Source organism: Curtobacterium sp. MCLR17_007, from assembly GCF_003234655.2.
Lineage (GTDB): Bacteria > Actinomycetota > Actinomycetes > Actinomycetales > Microbacteriaceae > Curtobacterium.
Genome location: NZ_CP126271.1, coordinates 855,407 through 871,584 on the forward strand (window position 1 = coordinate 855,407; position 16,178 = coordinate 871,584).

The following is a 16,178-nucleotide window of genomic DNA, read 5'->3' on the forward strand; positions in this document are numbered from 1 at the left end:
CCGGCAACCACCCCACTCCAAGGAGATCATCCCCCGTGCCCAAGATCCTCGTCGTCGGCGGCGGTTACGCCGGCTTCTACACCGCCTGGAAGCTCGAGAAGCACCTTCGTCAGGGCGAAGCCGATGTCGTCATGGTGGACCCGCTGCCGTACATGACCTACCAGCCGTTCCTCCCCGAGGTCGCCGCCGGCTCGATCGAGCCGCGTCACGCGATCGTGTCGCACCGTCGGCACCTCAAGAAGACGCGCGTCGTCACGGCGAAGGTCACGAACGTCGACCACGCCACCAAGACGGCGACGATCACCCCCGAGCTCGGCGAGCCGTGGGAAGAGTCGTACGACCAGATCGTGATGACCGCCGGTGCGGTGTCGCGCACGTTCCCGATCCCGGGTGTCGCGGACGAGGCGATCGGCCTCAAGACCATCGAGGAAGCGGCCGCGATCCGCGACAAGGTCCTCACCAACTTCGCCAAGGCCTCGAACCTGCCGGCGGGTCCCGAGCGTGACCGGCTGCTCACGGTCGTCGTCGTCGGCGGTGGCTTCGCGGGCATCGAGGTCTTCGCCGAGCTCCGCTCCTTCGTCACCGACCTGCTCAAGAGCTACCCGCAGCTGTCGTTCGACGACACACACTTCCACCTGGTCGAGGCGATGGGCCGGATCATGCCCGAGGTCTCGCTCGAGACCTCGCACTGGGTGCTCAAGAACCTGGCCGAGCGTGGCGCGACCGTGCACCTCGAGACCCAGCTCGCGTCGGCCGAGGGCGGCGTCTGCCAGCTCAAGGCGAAGGACGACTCGATCGAGACGATCCCGTCCGACCTGATCATCTGGACCGCCGGCGTCATGGCGAACCCGATGGTCAAGGGCACCGACTTCCCGCTCGAGCCCCGCGGCCGCATCACCGTCCAGCCCGACCTGCGCATCGTCAACGAGGGCGCGGTCGTTCCCGACGCCTGGGCCTGCGGCGACGTCGCGGCCGTGCCGGACCTGACCGGTGGCGGCGTCGGCGGCATGTGCGTCCCGAACGCCCAGCACGCCGTGCGCCAGGCCAAGCAGCTCGCGAAGAACCTCGTCGCGATCATGCGCAACGAGGCAACGGTCGACTACAAGCACAAGAACCTCGGTGCCGTCGCGGGGCTCGGCCTCGGCATCGGTGTCTTCCAGTCCGGCAAGTTCGCCATGACGGGCTTCCTCGCGTGGGGCGCCCACCGTGGCTACCACGGGCTGGCGATGCCGTCGTGGGAGCGCAAGATCCGCGTCGTCGGCGACTGGGTCGGCGGTTTCTTCCTCGGCCGCGACATCGCGTCGCTCGACGACCGCGAGACCCCGCGTGCGGCGTTCGAGACCTTCGCCTCGCGCCCGAAGCCGGCCACGGCCGACGAGCCCAAGGCCGTCGCCGCCGGTCCGGAGGAGGGCAAGCCCGCCGACGCAGCCGGCCCGGTCTACGCGACCCCGGCCGAGGACGTCTCGAAGGACGCCGAGCCGATCAAGGCCGACTCGAAGTAGTCCTCCCGCAGCGCCAGAGACGGCGGCCACCCCTCGGGGTGGCCGCCGTCGTCGTCGCTAGGCTGTTGCAGCTGCGCCCCCGTGGCCCAATCGGTAGAGGCATGCGACTTAAAATCGCCGAGTTGTGGGTTCGAGTCCCACCGGGGGTACCGAAGAGAACCGCGCACAGTGCGACTGGATGCCGTGCGTGCGGCGCGCGCCGAGCCTCCGGTCGGTCTCGGTGCGGGCTTGGCGACGTGGTGCTGGCTTGTTTCACTGCACGGTCCGGACAAGCTCGCACCGACTGCGAACCGCGCACGGTGCGACTGGAGGCTGTGCGTGCGGCGCGCGCCGAGCCTCCGGTCGGCCTCGGTGCGGGCTTGGTGACGTGGTGCTGGCTTGTGTCGCTGCACGGTCCGGTCAACCTCGCACCGGCTGCGAACCGCGCACGGTGCGCCCGCGCACGGTGCGCCCGCGCACGCCGCAGACACCGGAACGGCGCGACCCCGAGGGGCCGCGCCGTTCCGGTTGCGCGAAGTGCGCTGGACTCAGTGGATCCGGTAGCCGGTCACCATCGGGCACGTGAACGGGTCACGCGCGGCGAGTCCGACGCGGTTGAGGTAGGCGACGACGATCGCGTACGACTGGCCGAGCGTCGCCTCGGTGTAGGGGATGCCGTGCTTGGCGCAGTGCGCCTTGACCATCGGCTTCGCCAGGCGCAGGTTCGGCCGCGCCATGTTCGGGAACAGGTGGTGCTCCGCCTGGTGGTTCAGCCCGCCGAAGAGGTGGTCGGCCCAGATGCCGCCCGTGATGTTGCGCGAGGTGCGCACCTGGCGCGACAGGAAGTCGATGCGGGCGCCCTCGGCGATGACCGGCATGCCCTTGTGGTTCGGGGCGAACGAGCCGCCCATCATCACGCCGAAGACCGCCATCTGGACGCCGATGAAGGCCGCGCCGACGCCGAACGGCATGAACGTGAAGACGGCCCAGAAGTACAGGCCAAAGCGGGCGACGAGCAGGATGCCCTCGATGACGCGGTCGCGGCCGGTGCCCTTGATGTGCTGTCCGGTGACCAGCGCCTTCGCTCCGAGGAAGTGCAGGTTCGCGCCTTCCATCGTCAGGAGCGGGAAGAACGCCCAGCCCTGCACACGGGTGAGTGCGCGGAGCAGTCCACGGCGCTCGGCGGCGTCCTCTTCGATGAAGGAGACCGTGTCCTGCGCGATGTCCGGGTCCTTGCCGATGGTGTTCGGGTTGCCGTGGTGGCGGTTGTGCTTGTTCATCCACCACGTGTACGACAGCCCGACCACGAAGGTCCCGAGGACCCGACCGGCGTGGTCGTTCCACTTGCGCGACGCGAACACCTGTCGGTGCGCGGCTTCGTGGGACAGGAACGCGAACTGCGTGAACAGCGCTCCGAGCACGGCAGCCGGGATGAGCTGGAACCACGAACCGCCGAGCATGGCGACGGCGACCCAGCATGCGGCCACGAGGACGACCAGGACGGCGAAGACGCCCCAGTAGAAGCCGGTGCGGCGTTCGAGCAGGCCGGCGGACCGGACCTCTTCGAGCAGGTCCTTGTAGGTCGAGGTGCCGGAGGTCGCTCCGGGAGCTCGGGGAGTCGTGGGTCGGTACAGGGTCGATGAAGACGGCAAGAGCGCTGCTTCCATCAGGGACAGCCCTTCGGCCGAACAGGAGAGTTCCCGCGATTGCGATTGCTAGGGAACCTAGGGGCAGAACCTGGGCAGAGACCGTGGAGTGCGCGTACCGTCTGCGCAAGGTCGCTCGCGCTCCCGGCGATCCGCGGACCGGAGGTCTCGACGGTTGAAGCACATCATCTACGGCTTGGCCAGCGTCCTGACCACGGACGATGCCGCGTACGCGGTCCTCGACTACGCTGCGGCCCTCGCGCAGGCCGGGCTGTCGGACACCGTGCACGTCCCCACGGTCGACCGGTGGGGCATGCCGTCGACGTCGAGCATCCTCCTCGCGCCGGCGATCGGGGTCCTGGTGCAGGCGGCTCCCGACGACGAGCTGCAGCCCGAGACGTCCCAGTTCATCAGCGAGCTCCGCTGGCGCACCGAGGCCGTCCGCGCGGGCGGATGACGCGAGCGCTGACCGGCCCGCCGCGTCGGTAGCATGGCGGTCGTGGTGGGATTCGGCAGCGCGCTCGCGAACCTGCGTGGGGTCCTCCGGCAGCCGGAGTCACACGTCGAGGTCGTCGACGGCGAGACCGTCCCCGTCGGCATGCTGCTCGGGACGCTCGGGGCGCTGCTGCTCGACGCGGGCAGCTCCGTCACCGACGTGCGGTCGGCGCTCGAGAAGGCCCGGGAAGCCGCCGGCATCGGTCCCGGACTCGCGGTCGGGGTGTTGCCCGCGCTGGTGATCGTCAGCGAGACCGCCACCGGCTCGGCGACGATCGTCAACGCCGAGGGTGTGGAGCTCTCCTTCCGCCAGGCGGCCCGGGCGAACCGACTCGTCCTCGGTCTCGAGAGCGGGTCGATCGCCCTCGCCGAGATCCCGGCGCGGGTGCGCGCCATCCGAGCCGGCACGCGCCCACCGGCAGCGCTGCCCTGGATCGCCGGCAACGCCCTGACCGCCGCAGGCCTGGCCGTCGTGTTCCGCTGCCCGTGGTGGGCGATCCTGGTCACGCTCGGCGTCGGCGCACTCGTCGGCGTAATCGGCCTGCTGCTCCGCCGCTTCCGCGAGGCGGTGGCGATCATCCCGTTCCTCGCGGCGTTCATGTCGACCGCGGTCGTCGGGATCGTGGCCGCCGCGACCGGGTTCGACCACGTCCCGCTCTTCGCGGTGTGCGCTCCGGTCGCCGTGTTCGTGCCCGGTGCGCTCATCACGAACGCCCTGCTCGAACTAACGGCTGCCGACATCGTCACCGGGTCTTCGCGACTCGTCCAGGGCGTGATCATGCTCGGGTTCATGGCCGCGGGGATCGCCGCCGGCAGCGCCCTCACCGGGCTGCACGTCGACCCCTCGTCAGCGGCGCTCGTCGGTGAGGTCGCCGGCGTCGGGACCGACCGCGGCGGCTGGGAGGCCGTGCCGTCCTACTGGGTCTCGTGGGTGGCGGTGGTCGTGCTGGCGCTCGGCCTCGGCCTGGTCTTCGGTTCCGGCTGGCGTCTGACGCTCGTCTCGGTCGCGGTCATGGTGACGGCGTACGCGCTGGTGAGCGGCACGAGTCCGCTCTGGGGCAGCGTCGTCGCCACCGGAGCGACGGCTGCGCTGCTCTTCATCGCGACCCGCCTGCTGGAACGGCTCGTCCCGGTCATCCCGGCGACGGTCTCGTTCTTCCCTGCGTTCCTGCTGCTGGTGCCGGGCACGGTCGGGCTGGTCGCCGTGTCGACCCTGGACCCCGTCGCCCTCGCGACGCCGCTGGCGACGTTCGTCAGCCTGTGCGTCGGCACGAAGATCGGCGGGCTGCTGCCCGGCCTGTTCGCGCGGAACGCGCCGACCCACTGATCCGGCGACCGCCGGAGGCTCCGGTCGCGACCAGCGTCGGACTGGAGGTCCGTGGCGGGCCCGCCACGGGCCTCCAGTCCGATGCGTCAGGGCTCGATGAAGCGGTCCGCTTCGTCCTGGGCCGTCGCCTTGGCCAGGTAGTGCACCTTCTTGCCGGTCGCGTTGTAGGGGAGCTCGTCGACGAAGCGGTAGCGGCGCGGACGCTTGTAGCGCGCCAGGCCCGGGTGGTCGCTCGTCCACGTCTCGAGCTCCGCCGCCGCTTCGGTGTCGCCCTGCGGCAGACCGCGGTCGGCGCGCACGACGAACGCGACGACGACCTCGCCCCAGCGCGCGTCCGGGACACCGACGACGATCGAGTCGGCGACGCCCGGGTGCTCCTGCAGCACGGCCTCGACCTGGACGGGGTGGACGTTCTCGCCGCCGGAGATCACCATGTCGTCCTTGCGGCCGACGATGGTGACGCGCTCGTGCTCGTCCCAGGTGGCCAGGTCGCCCGGGTAGAACCAACCGTTCGAGAACTTCTCGGCCTCGAGCCCGGGGTTCCGGTACGAGTAGCCGGACTTGACCGTGCGGACCGCGAACTCACCGATCTCACTGCCGTCCTTGGGCACGGTGTCCGTCGGGTCGGCGAGCCGGTCCTGGTACACGCGGACGACCGCGACGTCGTCGTCCGTCGATGCCCGACCGGTCGAACCGGCGCCGTCCGGGAAGTCCTCGGGGCGCAGGAACGTGTTCCAGAACGTCTCGGTCGTGCCGTAGCCGTTGAAGATGCGCGGGGAGAGCAGCTCCTGGTAGCGCAGGGCGGCGGCACGGTCGAGCGGGGCCCCCATCGTGACGATGCCGCGCAGGCTGGACAGGTCGCGCGGGTTGCGCTCCTGGGCGTTCGCCAGCTGGACGAGGTTCGGCGGGGCACCGATCAGGAACGTCAGCTGCTCGGACTCGACCAGGTCGAGCACGCGGTCCGCGTCGAAGTGCCGCAGCGTGGTCAGCTCGGCGCCGACGTAGAACACCGGGTTCGGGCCGCCGGAGTACAGGCCACCGCGGTGGAAGAGCGGCGACATGTTGAGCGTCTTGTCGAACGGGCTCAGCGGGAAGTGCATGATCACGTCGTGCGCGCTGAGGACCTCGACCAGGCTCGGGAGCGGGACGGGCTTGGGACGGCCGGTCGTGCCCGAGGTGTAGAGACGGGTGGTCTCGGCGAACGTGTCGCGCGGTTCCGTGGCGGCGAGTTCCTCGACCGAGACGGGGTCGGCGGCCAGCAGTGCGTCGAAGCCCGTGGCCGTGGGGTCCTGCCCGCCGAGGACGACGACGTGGTCGGGCCGGTGGGCGGCGCTCGAGAGGGCCGCGCCGATCTCGGCCGTGCGTCCGGCGTCGTGGACGAGCACGACGGGTGCGGAGTCCTCGATGATGAAGGCGACCTCGTCGGGCGCGAGCCGGAAGTTCGTCGGCGAGAAGACGGCGCCGATGCGGTGACAGGCCAGGTAGAGCATCGCGAACTCGGGCGAGTTGAACAGCTCGACCATGACGACCGACCCGCGCTCGACCCCGTGTCGCAGGAGCCAGCCGCCGATGCGGTCGACGGTCGCACCCAGTTCGGCGTAGGTCCACGAGCGGTCGGTGTCCGGGTCGCGCAGCGCCGGTCGGGTCGCGAAGCGGTGGGTGTTCCGGGCGAAGCCGTTGGCGTAGGTGTAGCTGTGCTCGAAGACGTCACGGAAGCGCGTGGCGTCGTAGTCGGATCGGGTCTCGGTCATCGTCGCTCCCTGGGCTCGTCCGGTGCTCCTGCGCACCGTCGTCGTGCGTCGCACCGTCGACGATGCGCGCCGCCCGCCACTGTAATGGTCGGTCGAACCCGGCGCCGGGGGGGGGGGGGGCTGGCAGGCGCTGCGTCGAGGCCGCCGGTGCCGATGCCGATGCCGGTGCCGGTGCTCGGCACCGCGGGTGTCCGGTGTCCGCGCCGCGGACGTCAGGCCCGGGCGCTGTCGGCGTCCGCGGTCCGGACCCACAGCCACGTCCCGAGGGCCGCCGCGACGCACACGCAGGCGATCAGTGCCAACGCGACGGGGGAGACGTGCGTGCCTCCCGGGCCGGAGTAGACCGCTGCGCCCAGCGCCACACCGACCGTGGCGACGGCCGCGTAGCGGGTCCGCGAGCGGGACCACAGCGCGCTGCCGGCCGAGCCCGCGAGCGGCAGGAGCGTCGCCACGAGGGAACCGAGGCCGCCGACGCAGAGCGTGATCGCGAACTCGGAGACGAGCGCGGTCCAGAACCCGGGCCCGGTCGTCACGCTGTGCAGGAGCCAGCCCGTCGCGGCGAGGACCAGCAGCGCGCAGGACCGCCAGGTCGCGCTCCTGGCGCAGGCGGCGACCCCGGCACCGAGCCGCATCGCACCCGTGTCCACGTCGGTCCGCCCGACCGGGACCAGCAGGACGCCGAGCACCAGGGCGGGGGACAGGTCGGCCGCGCGGGTGACGGCGCATGCGACGAGGGCGGCGAGGACGAGCCATGGCGACACCCGGAACCCCACGGTGTGGCGGTCGGCACCCGCAGCCCACCGGGTGGCGATCACGACCGCTGCGGCGAGGACACCTGTCCCCAGCAGGACCGCGATCGCCAGGCGGACGTAGCGGGCCTCGAGCGAGACCCCGACGCCGAGCAGCGTCAGCACGGACGCCAGCACCACGGCGATCGACACCGATGCCCACGCGGGCAGGGCATCGTCGCCGCGCCGACGTTCCGACCGAGGGCGGTTGCGACCGGTGAACGAGCCCAGCCGCAGCGTGACCCGTCCGCGCAGGGTCCGTGCGACGAGACGCGCGGGTCCGGCGACCAGCAGCAGGAACCCGACCGCGACGGCGCCCGCGACCGCGAGCGTGTCCCACGAGGCCGCCGCCTGGATCGTCGGGACGGTGCGACCGAACGACGTCGCCACGGACCAGTCGCCGGCCGGGCCGGACCAGTCCACTCCCGGCCGGCCGCCCGCGGTAGCGCCCCCGGACGCATCGCCGGTGCCGGTGCCGGTGCCGTCCGTGGTCCCGCCGGCCGAGCTGCCCGGGCCGCCCGACCCGGGCACGGTGCCGGTGGTCGGACCACCCGTGCCGCCGGTCGCGGGCCCGGAGCTGCCGCCCGTCGCGCTCCCGCTGCCCGGGCTGCCGGACGGCGACACCGTCGAGCCGGGCGTCGTCGCCACGACGTCGACGGTGACCGGCGTCGAGGAGGGGGAGTGGTTGCCCGCGGCGTCGTGCTGCAGCGCGGTGACGACGTGCGCTCCGACGGTGAGCGGGCCTCCCGACGTCGAGCACGCCCAGGAGCCGTCGGCGCGGACGGTCGCGCCGCACACCGGGGCGCGGTCGACGTACACGGTCAGCACCGCCCGGGGCTCCCCGGCCCCGCGCACGACCAGGGCCTGCGCCGCGACGCGGTCACCGGTCCGGGGCGACGTGACGGTCGGGGCATCCGGCGGGGTGCGGTCGAACGTGACGGTCGCCGGGGCGGAGGCTGCGCTGCGGAGGTCGGAGCGGAACCCGTCGGCGGTGCTGGCCGTCGCGGTCGCCGTCATCGTCACGGTGCCGCTCGGTCGCGGTGCCGCGCCGGTCGACCAGGACACGATCCACCGGCCGTCGCTGCCGACCGCGGCGGTGCGGACGGCGGACGACCCGGAGACCGAGACGGTGACGGTCGTCCCGACGTCGCCGGTGCCGACGACGGTGCCCGTCGTCGGCTCGCGCGTGCTGATCACCGGCGGGACGACGACGTCTGCGGCCGGCGCGTCGGCGGTGCGGCGGGACGCGTCGGAGAGGTCCTGCACGGTGAAGACCTGCTGCGGTCCCGTGGCGACCGGGCCGGAACAGGTCCAGGTGCCGTCGCCGTCCGTCGTGGTGGTGCAGACCGACCGACTGGTGACCGCCGGGTCGATCACCCGGACGCGGTGGCCGGGCGTCGCCGTGCCCTGGAACCGTCCGGTCGCGCTCGTCAGGTCGCCGGGGTCGGCGATGGTCGGGTCGACGGCGGGGGTGCCGGACGGCGGCGGGGTCGGGGTGGGGGAACCGGACGTCGGCGCCGCCCCGGGGGTCGGTTGCACGTGCAGGTCAGCCTGGGTGTCGCCGGGCGCCGTGGTGGGATCCGGTGCGGGCGTTGCCGCCCGGTCCTGGTCCTGGGGCTGCGTCGTGTCGGCAGTGGCTGGCGCCGTGTCCGTCGTGCCCCGGGTCGTGTCGGCAGCGGCTGCCGCCGTGTCCGTCGTGCCCCGGGTCGTGTCGGCAGCGGCTGCCGCCGCCGGGACGACGGCGAGGGCCAGGAGGCCCGTCACCAGCGCCGCAGTCAGCGCACCGACCAGGGACGCACGGGGACGCCGACCGCGACGGCCGCCCCCGACCGTCGCGGATCCCGAGGACTCCCCACGTGTGCTCATCTCCCTCCATCCCACGCGACAGAACGGGATCGGTCAATCCCCCGCGCGGATGATCGCGCTCCTTCGCATGGTCTGGCCGGACGCCGGGTGTGCATGACTCGGGAATCGGCCGTGAACCGCGCCCGTGACGATGAGGAGCCCCACGGAGCGTCGGTACAATCGCCGGTGGTTCACCGCCCCCGACGCAGACCAGGAGCTCACCCGCATGGACACCGGACTCATCACGACCCTGATCGTCATCGGCGTCGTGGTCGTGGTCCTCGTGGTCGTCGGCATCTACCTCTGGGTCACTTACAACGCACTCACCACGCTCAAGGTGCGCGTGGACGAGGCCTGGAGCGACATCTCGGTGCAGCTCAAGCGGCGGGCGGACCTCATCCCCACGATCGTGGACACGGTCAAGGGGTACGCGACGCACGAGAAGGCCGTGTTCACCGACGTCACCGCGGCCCGTGCGGAGACGCTGAGCGCCGGTGACGCCGATGCCGCGTCGGCGGCCGAGGGCCACATGCAGAAGGCGTTGAAGAGCGTGTTCGCGGTCGCCGAGGGCTACCCGCAACTGCAGTCGAGCCAGAACTTCCTGCAGCTGCAGACCGAGCTGGTCGACACCGAGGACAAGATCCAGGCGGCGCGCCGGTTCTACAACGGTGGCGTGCGTGAGCTCAACACGAAGATCCGGGTCTTCCCGAACTCGACGTTCGCCAAGCGCCGCGGGTTCGAGCAGGCGTCCTTCTTCGAGACCTCCGAGCCGGCCGCGATCGCCGAGCCCCCGCGCGTCCAGTTCTGACCCGGTCGACCACCGCCGCCCGTGTACCGCGCCGTCGCGCGCAACAAGCGCAACACCGTCCTGATCGTCCTGGTGTTCCTGCTGGTCATCGGCGCGCTCGGCTTCCTCGGCGGGTACCTGGCGGGCAACACGTCGATCGGCATCGTGGTCCTAGTGGTGGCCCTCGGGTACGCGGTGCTGCAGTACTTCACGGCGGCGCGGCAGGCCACGGCGATCGCTGGCGGCATCGAGATCGACCGGACGACCGAGCCACGGCTGTGGCGCACGGTCGAGAACCTGGCGATCACGACCGGCATGCCGATGCCGCGCGTGTTCGTCGTGCCCGACCCGTCGCCGAACGCCTTCGCGACCGGCCGTGACCCCGAGCACGCCGTGGTTGCCGCGACGACCGGCCTGCTCGAGCTCATGGACGACCAGGAGCTGCAGGGCGTGATGGCCCACGAGCTCGGGCACGTCCGCAACTATGACATCCGTGTGTCGACGATGGTGTTCGGCCTGGTCGTGGCAGTCGGACTGGTCGCCGACGTGCTCCTGCGCATCTCCCTGTTCAGCGGGCTGAGCGGCGGGCGGAACCGGTCCAACGACAACGGCGGCGGGTCGAACCCGGTCCTGCTCGTCGCAGGGCTCGTGGCTCTCCTCGTGGCACCGGTCGCCGCGATGGGCATCCAGGCCGCGGTGTCCCGGCAGCGTGAGTACCTGGCCGATGCGACCGGCGCCCTGACGACCCGTCACCCCGAGGGGCTCGCTCGCGCGCTCGAGAAGCTCGGCGCGTACGGACGGCCGATGCAGACGCAGAACTCGTCGATGGCCCACCTGTGGATCAGCGACCCGATGCGGCCCGGTGTGATGGACCGGCTGTTCTCGACCCACCCGCCGCTGCCCGACCGCATCGTGCGACTGCGGACGAACCAGGACCGCTTCTAGGCTGCGGGGTCGGGGTCGTCCACCGCAACGGCCGCGTCGGTCGAGCCCTCGGCCGGGCCGTCGTCGGCGGCGACGTGGGGCACCAGCGGCACACCGAGGGCGCCGGCGACCTGCGCGGCAGCCGTCCCCCGGTCGGTGACCTGGACCGCGTCGAGCCCCTGCCATGCGGCGACCCGGCGGAGCGTGTCGGCGAGCCGCTCCGGGTCGAGCGTCGTGCCCGGCTCCTGCCACGCCGTGCGGACGCGCAGGACCCCCTGCTGCCGGTCGCTCTTCAGGTCGACGCGTCCCACGAGCGCGTCGTCCTGCAGCACCGGCAGGACGTAGTACCCGAACACCCGCTTCGGCGCGGGCGTGTAGATCTCGATCCGGTAGTGGAAGCCGTACATCCGCTCGGCCCGTCGGCGGAACCACACGACGGGGTCGAAGGGGCTGAGCACCGCGTCGGCCGTGACGGCGCGCGGGACCCGGGCGTCGGCGTGCAGCCACGCCGGTTCGCGCCAGCCCTCGACGCGCACCGGCAGCAGGACGCCCGCGTCCTGCAGGTCGGCGATCGCGGCGGCGGTGTCGTCCGCACGCAGCCGGTAGTAGTCGGCGATGTCGGCACGGGTCCCGACGCCGAGGGCGCGGGCAGCGCGGCCGACGAGCTCGCGGACTGCGTCCGGTCGCCCCGGCGCGGACTCGAGGAACCCGCTCGGCAGGACCTGGTCGGGCAGGGCGTAGACGCGCTCGAAACCCGATCGCCCGGCGCTGACGGCGTCTCCCCAGCGGAACATCTGCTCGAGTCCGAGCTTCACGTCGCTCCACCCCCACCATGGGCCCCGTCGGACGTTCGACTCGTGCTCGACGGCGCTGGCGGGCATCGGTCCCTCGGCATGCAGCAACGCGTGGAGTTCGCGCCGCACGACCGCGGTCCGCTCGACACCCTCGGCGCGGGTCGGCCCGGCGTCGCGCGCACGGAAGGCGTCCATCTTCCAGCGGAACAGCCGCAGGTCGTCGCGCGGGATGAACGCGGCTTCGTGCGCCCAGTACTCCACGTGGGGCGAACGCCCGGTCATCGTGAGGCGGTCGAGGGCCCGGCGGTCGTAGGCCCCGAGGCGAGCGAACAGCGGCAGGTAGTGGCTGCGCTCGAACACGTTGACCGAGTCGATCTGCAGGAGCCCCAGCCGGCCGATGCCCGCCCGGAGGGTCCGGGTCGAGACCGTGTCGGGCGTCGGTCGGCCGAACCCCTGGGCAGCGAGTGCGACGCGACGGGCCTCGGCCGCGGAGAGCGTTGACCTGGGCATGCACCGACCCTACTGAGCGCCGCCGACGAGACCCGACCAGCCCGTATGCCGCATCTGGAACGGGACCGCACGGGAATGGTTACAGTGGCGGAATGGCATGGGGCAAGAAGAAGACGACGCGAACCGACCCCGTGGTCGAGACACCGGCGACGGGCCGGAACCGCCCCGACCCCGTGGTCGAGCAGTCGGTGCCGGTCGGCATGCGCATCGCCGGGGCGTGGTCCTGGCGTGTCCTGGTCGTGGTCGGGGTCATCGCCCTGTTCATCTACCTCGTCACGGTGTTCAGCGAGATCCTGATCCCGTTCCTGGTCGGCATCGTCGTGTCGGCGCTGCTCATCCCGATCTCCAACTGGATGCAGCGGCACCACGTCCCGAAGTGGCTGGCCGTGGTGATCAGCCTGCTCGGTGGACTCGCGGCCATCGGCGCGCTCGTCTGGCTCGTCGTCGACCAGGTCATCGCGTCCTACCCGTCGCTGCGTGACCGGACGGTGTCGCAGTACGCCAACATCAAGGACTTCGTGCTGAACTCCGGTCTCGGCATCAGCCAGTCGGACGTCAACGGCTGGCTGAACGACGGTGCGAAGTGGCTGCAGGACAACGCATCGTCGATCCTGTCCGGGGTCGCCAGCGCCGGATCGGGCGCCACGCATGCGTTCGAGGCGCTGTTCATCATCCTGTTCACGACGATCTTCCTGCTCATCGACGGCAAGAACGTCTGGCGCTGGACCGTGCGGCTCTTCCCGAAGAAGGCCCGCGCCGCCGTCGACGGCGCCGGTGTCGCCGGGTGGATCACGCTGACGAGCTTCATCCGCGTGCAGATCTTCGTCGCGTTCGTCGACGCGGTCGGCATCGGCCTGGGCGCCTACATCGTCGGGCTGTTCTTCGGCGGAATGCCGCTCGTGATCCCGATCGCCGCGTTCGTGTTCCTCGGTGCGTTCATCCCCGTCGTCGGTGCGATCGTCACCGGGTTCCTCGCGGTGTTCATCGCGCTCATCTTCAACGGTCCCGTCGCGGCGGTGCTGGTGCTGGCCGTCGTGCTGCTCGTGCAGCAGATCGAGGGGCACATCCTGCAGCCGCTCGTGATGGGCAACGCCGTCAAGGTGCACCCGCTCGCGGTGGTGCTCGGTGTGACGTCGGCGTCCGGGCTCGCCGGCATCGCGGGCGCGTTCTTCGCCGTGCCGCTCATCGCCACGCTGAACGCCATGGTCACGACGATCGCAAGCGGCCGGTGGCGTCGACTCGACTCCGACCACGTGCTCGAGGCCACCCCGAAGCGCGGCCAGCACGGGCAGCTCCAGCTGTTGCGACGACGGCGGCACACGACGAACGACGACGTCCCGGCACCGGGCAGCGACAGGGACGCGACCGCGACTGAGGGAACCGCCAGCACCAACTAGCGCCATCCGTTCGTCACGGGCCCGCCGACCGACGATGATGGGACCGTGACCGACACCACGACGACGATCCCGACCCTCGACGACATCGAGCGGGCACAGAAGACCATTGCGGGCGTCGCGCGGGTCACCCCGATGGAGACGTCCCAGTTCCTCGGCGAGCTCCTGGGGTCGCCGGTGCACCTGAAGTGCGAGAACCTGCAGCGCACCGGCGCCTACAAGCTGCGCGGCGCGTACAACCGCCTGTCGGCGCTGACGCCCGAGCAGCGGGCCAAGGGCGTCGTGGCGGCCAGCGCGGGCAACCACGCGCAGGGCGTCGCCCTCGCCGCACGTGAGCTCGGCATCCCCGCGACGATCTTCACGCCGGTCGGTGTCGCCCTGCCGAAGCTGCAGGCGACGCGGCACTACGGCGCCGAGGTCGTCCTGCGCGGGCACTCCGTTGAAGAAGCGCTCTCGGCGGCCAAGGACTTCGGACACCGCACCGGGGCCGTCTTCATCCCCCCATTCGACCACCCCGCCGTGATCGCCGGCCAGGGCACCCTGGGGCTCGAGATCGTGGACCAGGTCCCCGACGTCGACACGGTCATCGTGCCGATCGGCGGCGGTGGTGTGATCTCCGGCATCGCGATCGCGGTCAAGGGACTGGCCGAGCGCGCCGGGCGGTCCATCCGGGTCATCGGGGTGCAGGCGGAGAACGCCGCGTCCTACCCCGACTCGCTCGACGCGGGCGAGCCGGTCACGATCGCCACCACGCCGACGATCGCCGACGGTATCGCCGTGGCGCGTCCCGGTGACATGAACTTCCCGATCATCCGTGACCTGGTCGACGAGATCGTCACCGTCGCTGACGACGACGTCGCCCGGGCACTGCTGGTGCTGCTGGAGCGCGCGAAGCTCGTGGTCGAGGCCGCGGGCGCCGTCGGGGTCGCGGCGATCCTGTCCGGAGCCGTCCGCGACACGGGTCGGACCGTCGTGCTGCTGAGCGGCGGCAACATCGACCCGCTCATGATGGAGCGGATCATCACGCGCGGGCTCGTCGCGGCCTCGCGGTACATCGGCATCCGGATCATGCTGCCGGACCGCCCGGGGCAGCTCGCCCGCGTCGCCCAGGTCATCTCGGACGCCGGCGCCAACGTGGTCGAGGTCCTGCACACCCGGCACGGCCAGGGTCTGGTCATCAACGAGGTGGTCTTGGACCTGTCCATCGAGGCACGCGGTCCCGAGCACGCCGACGAGGTCATCCAGCGCCTGCACGAGGCCGGCTTCCGCCCGGAGCAGCTGCTGCACTGACGCCCGGACGTCAGCACGGCGTAGGGGTTCGACGTGCCGGCGTGAGGATCCCGTCAGCACCGGGTCCGACACCACCGTACCGGACCGAAGCTGTCCGCATGACCCTCACCGCGCTCATGCCGTCGCTCCGCAGGAGCATCCCCGACCCGATCGACGCGGCCCGCTGGCCCGTCCACACCGAGCCCACGCCGACCGACGTCCGCGTGTGCGCGGTGTCGATGGCGCGGCTCGCCGAGGTCGCCGGCACCCCGTGCGTGCACACGGCCGAGGAGGCCCCGCCCCGCTTCCGTCCGCGTGACTGGACACCGCGCGGGATGAGCGTCACCGTCGCGGCCGTCACCGACGTCACGTGGGTGGACGGCACGGTGCAGGTGGGGCTGGACGCCGTCGTTCCGGCGTGCGCCGTCCTCGACCAGGTCCGGCTGATCGGCCGGTGCAGCACCGTGGCGACCGCGCCCGCACGGTTCACCACCACTCCGGACGCGGCGACCTGCGGCACCGAGGCGACGGCGCTGCCGGCCGACGTCGCCGTCGGCGACCTGGTCTGCTTCCCCTGCCGGCGCGCCCTGACCCACCGGGACGTCGCCGCGATCGTGACGGGCGTGTCCCGATGACCGCCACCGCCGTCGCGGGCGTCACCCGGGCCTCCCGGGTCTGGCACCGTCTCGCGGACGGGCCGCACCGCTGGGGCCGGTCGTCGGTACGGCCCGTCGGGCGCACCCTGTGGAGCGGGCGGACCCTGGTGGTGTTCGCACCGGGCACCGACCGGCGCGAGCGCGCACTGCTGCGGGCTTGGCACGCGTGGGGGACTGCCGGCGCGGTCCTCGCCCTGGTCGCGATGGCCGCCACGTCCGCCGCCACCGGCACGGTGACGATGCCGGGCCTGGCCGTGGGACTGCTGCTCTACGGCGCGGGGTTCGCGGTGCTCGGCGCGGCGACCCGGCGGCTCCGTCCGACCATCCGCACACTGACCGTCACCACGTTCCACGGCAACGGGCGACCCGAGGTGCACGGCGATGCCCGGTTGCTGTCGCTCGCGTCGGACACGCTGTCGACGACCGAGACCGCACTGCTGGACGGACGGATCACGCCGCTGGAGTTCGAACTGGTGTGGGGCGACGTGTGGCGCTCATTGCCGCGGTGACG

General features: G+C 71.9%; 13 protein-coding genes and 1 tRNA gene. 10 read left to right on the top strand and 4 right to left on the bottom strand.

The genetic code is table 11. The annotated features are described in order from the left end of the window. Window positions 1-35 precede the first annotated feature (35 nt). Both DEJ13_RS04190 and DEJ13_RS04195 read left to right on the top strand, forming a co-directional pair. Window positions 36-1,502 carry an NAD(P)/FAD-dependent oxidoreductase gene (locus DEJ13_RS04190; RefSeq protein WP_056122412.1) on the top strand — a complete coding sequence of 489 codons (1,467 nt, stop codon included), beginning with the start codon at window positions 36-38 and terminating at the stop codon, window positions 1,500-1,502. Between the two features lie 75 nt (window positions 1,503-1,577). Beyond that, a tRNA-Leu gene (locus tag DEJ13_RS04195) sits at window positions 1,578-1,651 on the top strand. A 378-nt stretch (window positions 1,652-2,029) separates the two neighbouring features. Here the strand turns inward: DEJ13_RS04195 and DEJ13_RS04200 are convergent. Beyond that, the gene (locus DEJ13_RS04200) at window positions 2,030-3,148 is read right to left on the bottom strand and encodes a fatty acid desaturase family protein (RefSeq protein ID WP_111106930.1); all 1,119 of its coding nucleotides are present in this window, start codon (window positions 3,146-3,148) and stop codon (window positions 2,030-2,032) included. A 154-nt stretch (window positions 3,149-3,302) separates the two neighbouring features. On the opposite strand from DEJ13_RS04200, the gene DEJ13_RS04205 reads away from it, so the two are divergent. Together DEJ13_RS04205 and DEJ13_RS04210 are read left to right on the top strand one after the other, a co-directional pair. Then, window positions 3,303-3,584, top strand: coding sequence for a hypothetical protein (locus DEJ13_RS04205; protein WP_111106931.1), 282 nt, complete (start codon window positions 3,303-3,305; stop codon window positions 3,582-3,584). A gap of 42 nt (window positions 3,585-3,626) precedes the next feature. Then, window positions 3,627-4,949 carry a threonine/serine exporter family protein gene (locus DEJ13_RS04210; RefSeq protein ID WP_181437031.1) on the top strand — a complete coding sequence of 441 codons (1,323 nt, stop codon included), beginning with the start codon at window positions 3,627-3,629 and terminating at the stop codon, window positions 4,947-4,949. Between the two features lie 86 nt (window positions 4,950-5,035). On the opposite strand, the gene DEJ13_RS04215 is transcribed toward DEJ13_RS04210, so the two are convergent. Both DEJ13_RS04215 and DEJ13_RS04220 read right to left on the bottom strand, forming a co-directional pair. Beyond that, a complete protein-coding gene (locus tag DEJ13_RS04215; RefSeq protein ID WP_111106933.1) occupies window positions 5,036-6,700 on the bottom strand; it encodes a class I adenylate-forming enzyme family protein in 1,665 nt (554 codons plus the stop codon). A gap of 212 nt (window positions 6,701-6,912) precedes the next feature. Beyond that, on the bottom strand, window positions 6,913-9,354 hold the full coding sequence (locus DEJ13_RS04220) for an Ig-like domain-containing protein (protein WP_284158136.1): 2,442 nt from the start codon (window positions 9,352-9,354) through the stop codon (window positions 6,913-6,915). Between the two features lie 205 nt (window positions 9,355-9,559). On the opposite strand from DEJ13_RS04220, the gene DEJ13_RS04225 reads away from it, so the two are divergent. Continuing rightward, window positions 9,560-10,141 carry a LemA family protein gene (locus DEJ13_RS04225; RefSeq protein ID WP_056122400.1) on the top strand — a complete coding sequence of 194 codons (582 nt, stop codon included), beginning with the start codon at window positions 9,560-9,562 and terminating at the stop codon, window positions 10,139-10,141. 21 nt (window positions 10,142-10,162) lie between these two features. After that, entirely contained in the window at window positions 10,163-11,065 is a 903-nt protein-coding gene (locus DEJ13_RS04230) for a M48 family metallopeptidase (protein WP_111107240.1), read from the top strand. Here DEJ13_RS04230 and DEJ13_RS04235 read toward each other — a convergent pair. Beyond that, entirely contained in the window at window positions 11,062-12,348 is a 1,287-nt protein-coding gene (locus DEJ13_RS04235; protein ID WP_111107241.1) for a winged helix-turn-helix domain-containing protein, read from the bottom strand. The two genes, DEJ13_RS04230 and DEJ13_RS04235, sit on opposite strands and share 4 nt — an antisense overlap. A 92-nt stretch (window positions 12,349-12,440) precedes the next feature. Between DEJ13_RS04235 and DEJ13_RS04240 the strand changes: the two genes are divergently transcribed. The 4 genes from DEJ13_RS04240 to DEJ13_RS04255 all read left to right on the top strand — a co-directional run bounded on the left by DEJ13_RS04240 (window position 12,441) and on the right by DEJ13_RS04255 (window position 16,176). Continuing rightward, a complete protein-coding gene (locus DEJ13_RS04240) occupies window positions 12,441-13,745 on the top strand; it encodes an AI-2E family transporter (RefSeq protein WP_258374123.1) in 1,305 nt (434 codons plus the stop codon). 45 nt (window positions 13,746-13,790) lie between these two features. Beyond that, window positions 13,791-15,032, top strand: a complete 1,242-nt coding sequence (gene ilvA, locus DEJ13_RS04245; protein WP_111107242.1) for a threonine ammonia-lyase — start codon at window positions 13,791-13,793, stop codon at window positions 15,030-15,032. A 98-nt stretch (window positions 15,033-15,130) separates the two neighbouring features. Next, entirely contained in the window at window positions 15,131-15,646 is a 516-nt protein-coding gene (locus DEJ13_RS04250; protein WP_056122388.1) for a hypothetical protein, read from the top strand. Then, window positions 15,643-16,176, top strand: coding sequence for a DUF6611 family protein (locus DEJ13_RS04255; RefSeq protein ID WP_146245258.1), 534 nt, complete (start codon window positions 15,643-15,645; stop codon window positions 16,174-16,176). Before DEJ13_RS04250 ends, DEJ13_RS04255 begins: the two co-directional genes overlap by 4 nt. Window positions 16,177-16,178 lie beyond the last annotated feature (2 nt).

Coding starts and splice junctions, on each gene's coding strand:
- DEJ13_RS04200 (WP_111106930.1), bottom strand. CDS start 3,148: ATGGAAGCAGCGCTCTTGCCGTCTTCATCGACCCTGTACCGACCCACG.
- DEJ13_RS04215 (WP_111106933.1), bottom strand. CDS start 6,700: ATGACCGAGACCCGATCCGACTACGACGCCACGCGCTTCCGTGACGTC.
- DEJ13_RS04220 (WP_284158136.1), bottom strand. CDS start 9,354: ATGAGCACACGTGGGGAGTCCTCGGGATCCGCGACGGTCGGGGGCGGC.
- DEJ13_RS04225 (WP_056122400.1), top strand. CDS start 9,560: ATGGACACCGGACTCATCACGACCCTGATCGTCATCGGCGTCGTGGTC.
- DEJ13_RS04235 (WP_111107241.1), bottom strand. CDS start 12,348: ATGCCCAGGTCAACGCTCTCCGCGGCCGAGGCCCGTCGCGTCGCACTC.
- DEJ13_RS04240 (WP_258374123.1), top strand. CDS start 12,441: ATGGCATGGGGCAAGAAGAAGACGACGCGAACCGACCCCGTGGTCGAG.
- DEJ13_RS04250 (WP_056122388.1), top strand. CDS start 15,131: ATGACCCTCACCGCGCTCATGCCGTCGCTCCGCAGGAGCATCCCCGAC.
- DEJ13_RS04255 (WP_146245258.1), top strand. CDS start 15,643: ATGACCGCCACCGCCGTCGCGGGCGTCACCCGGGCCTCCCGGGTCTGG.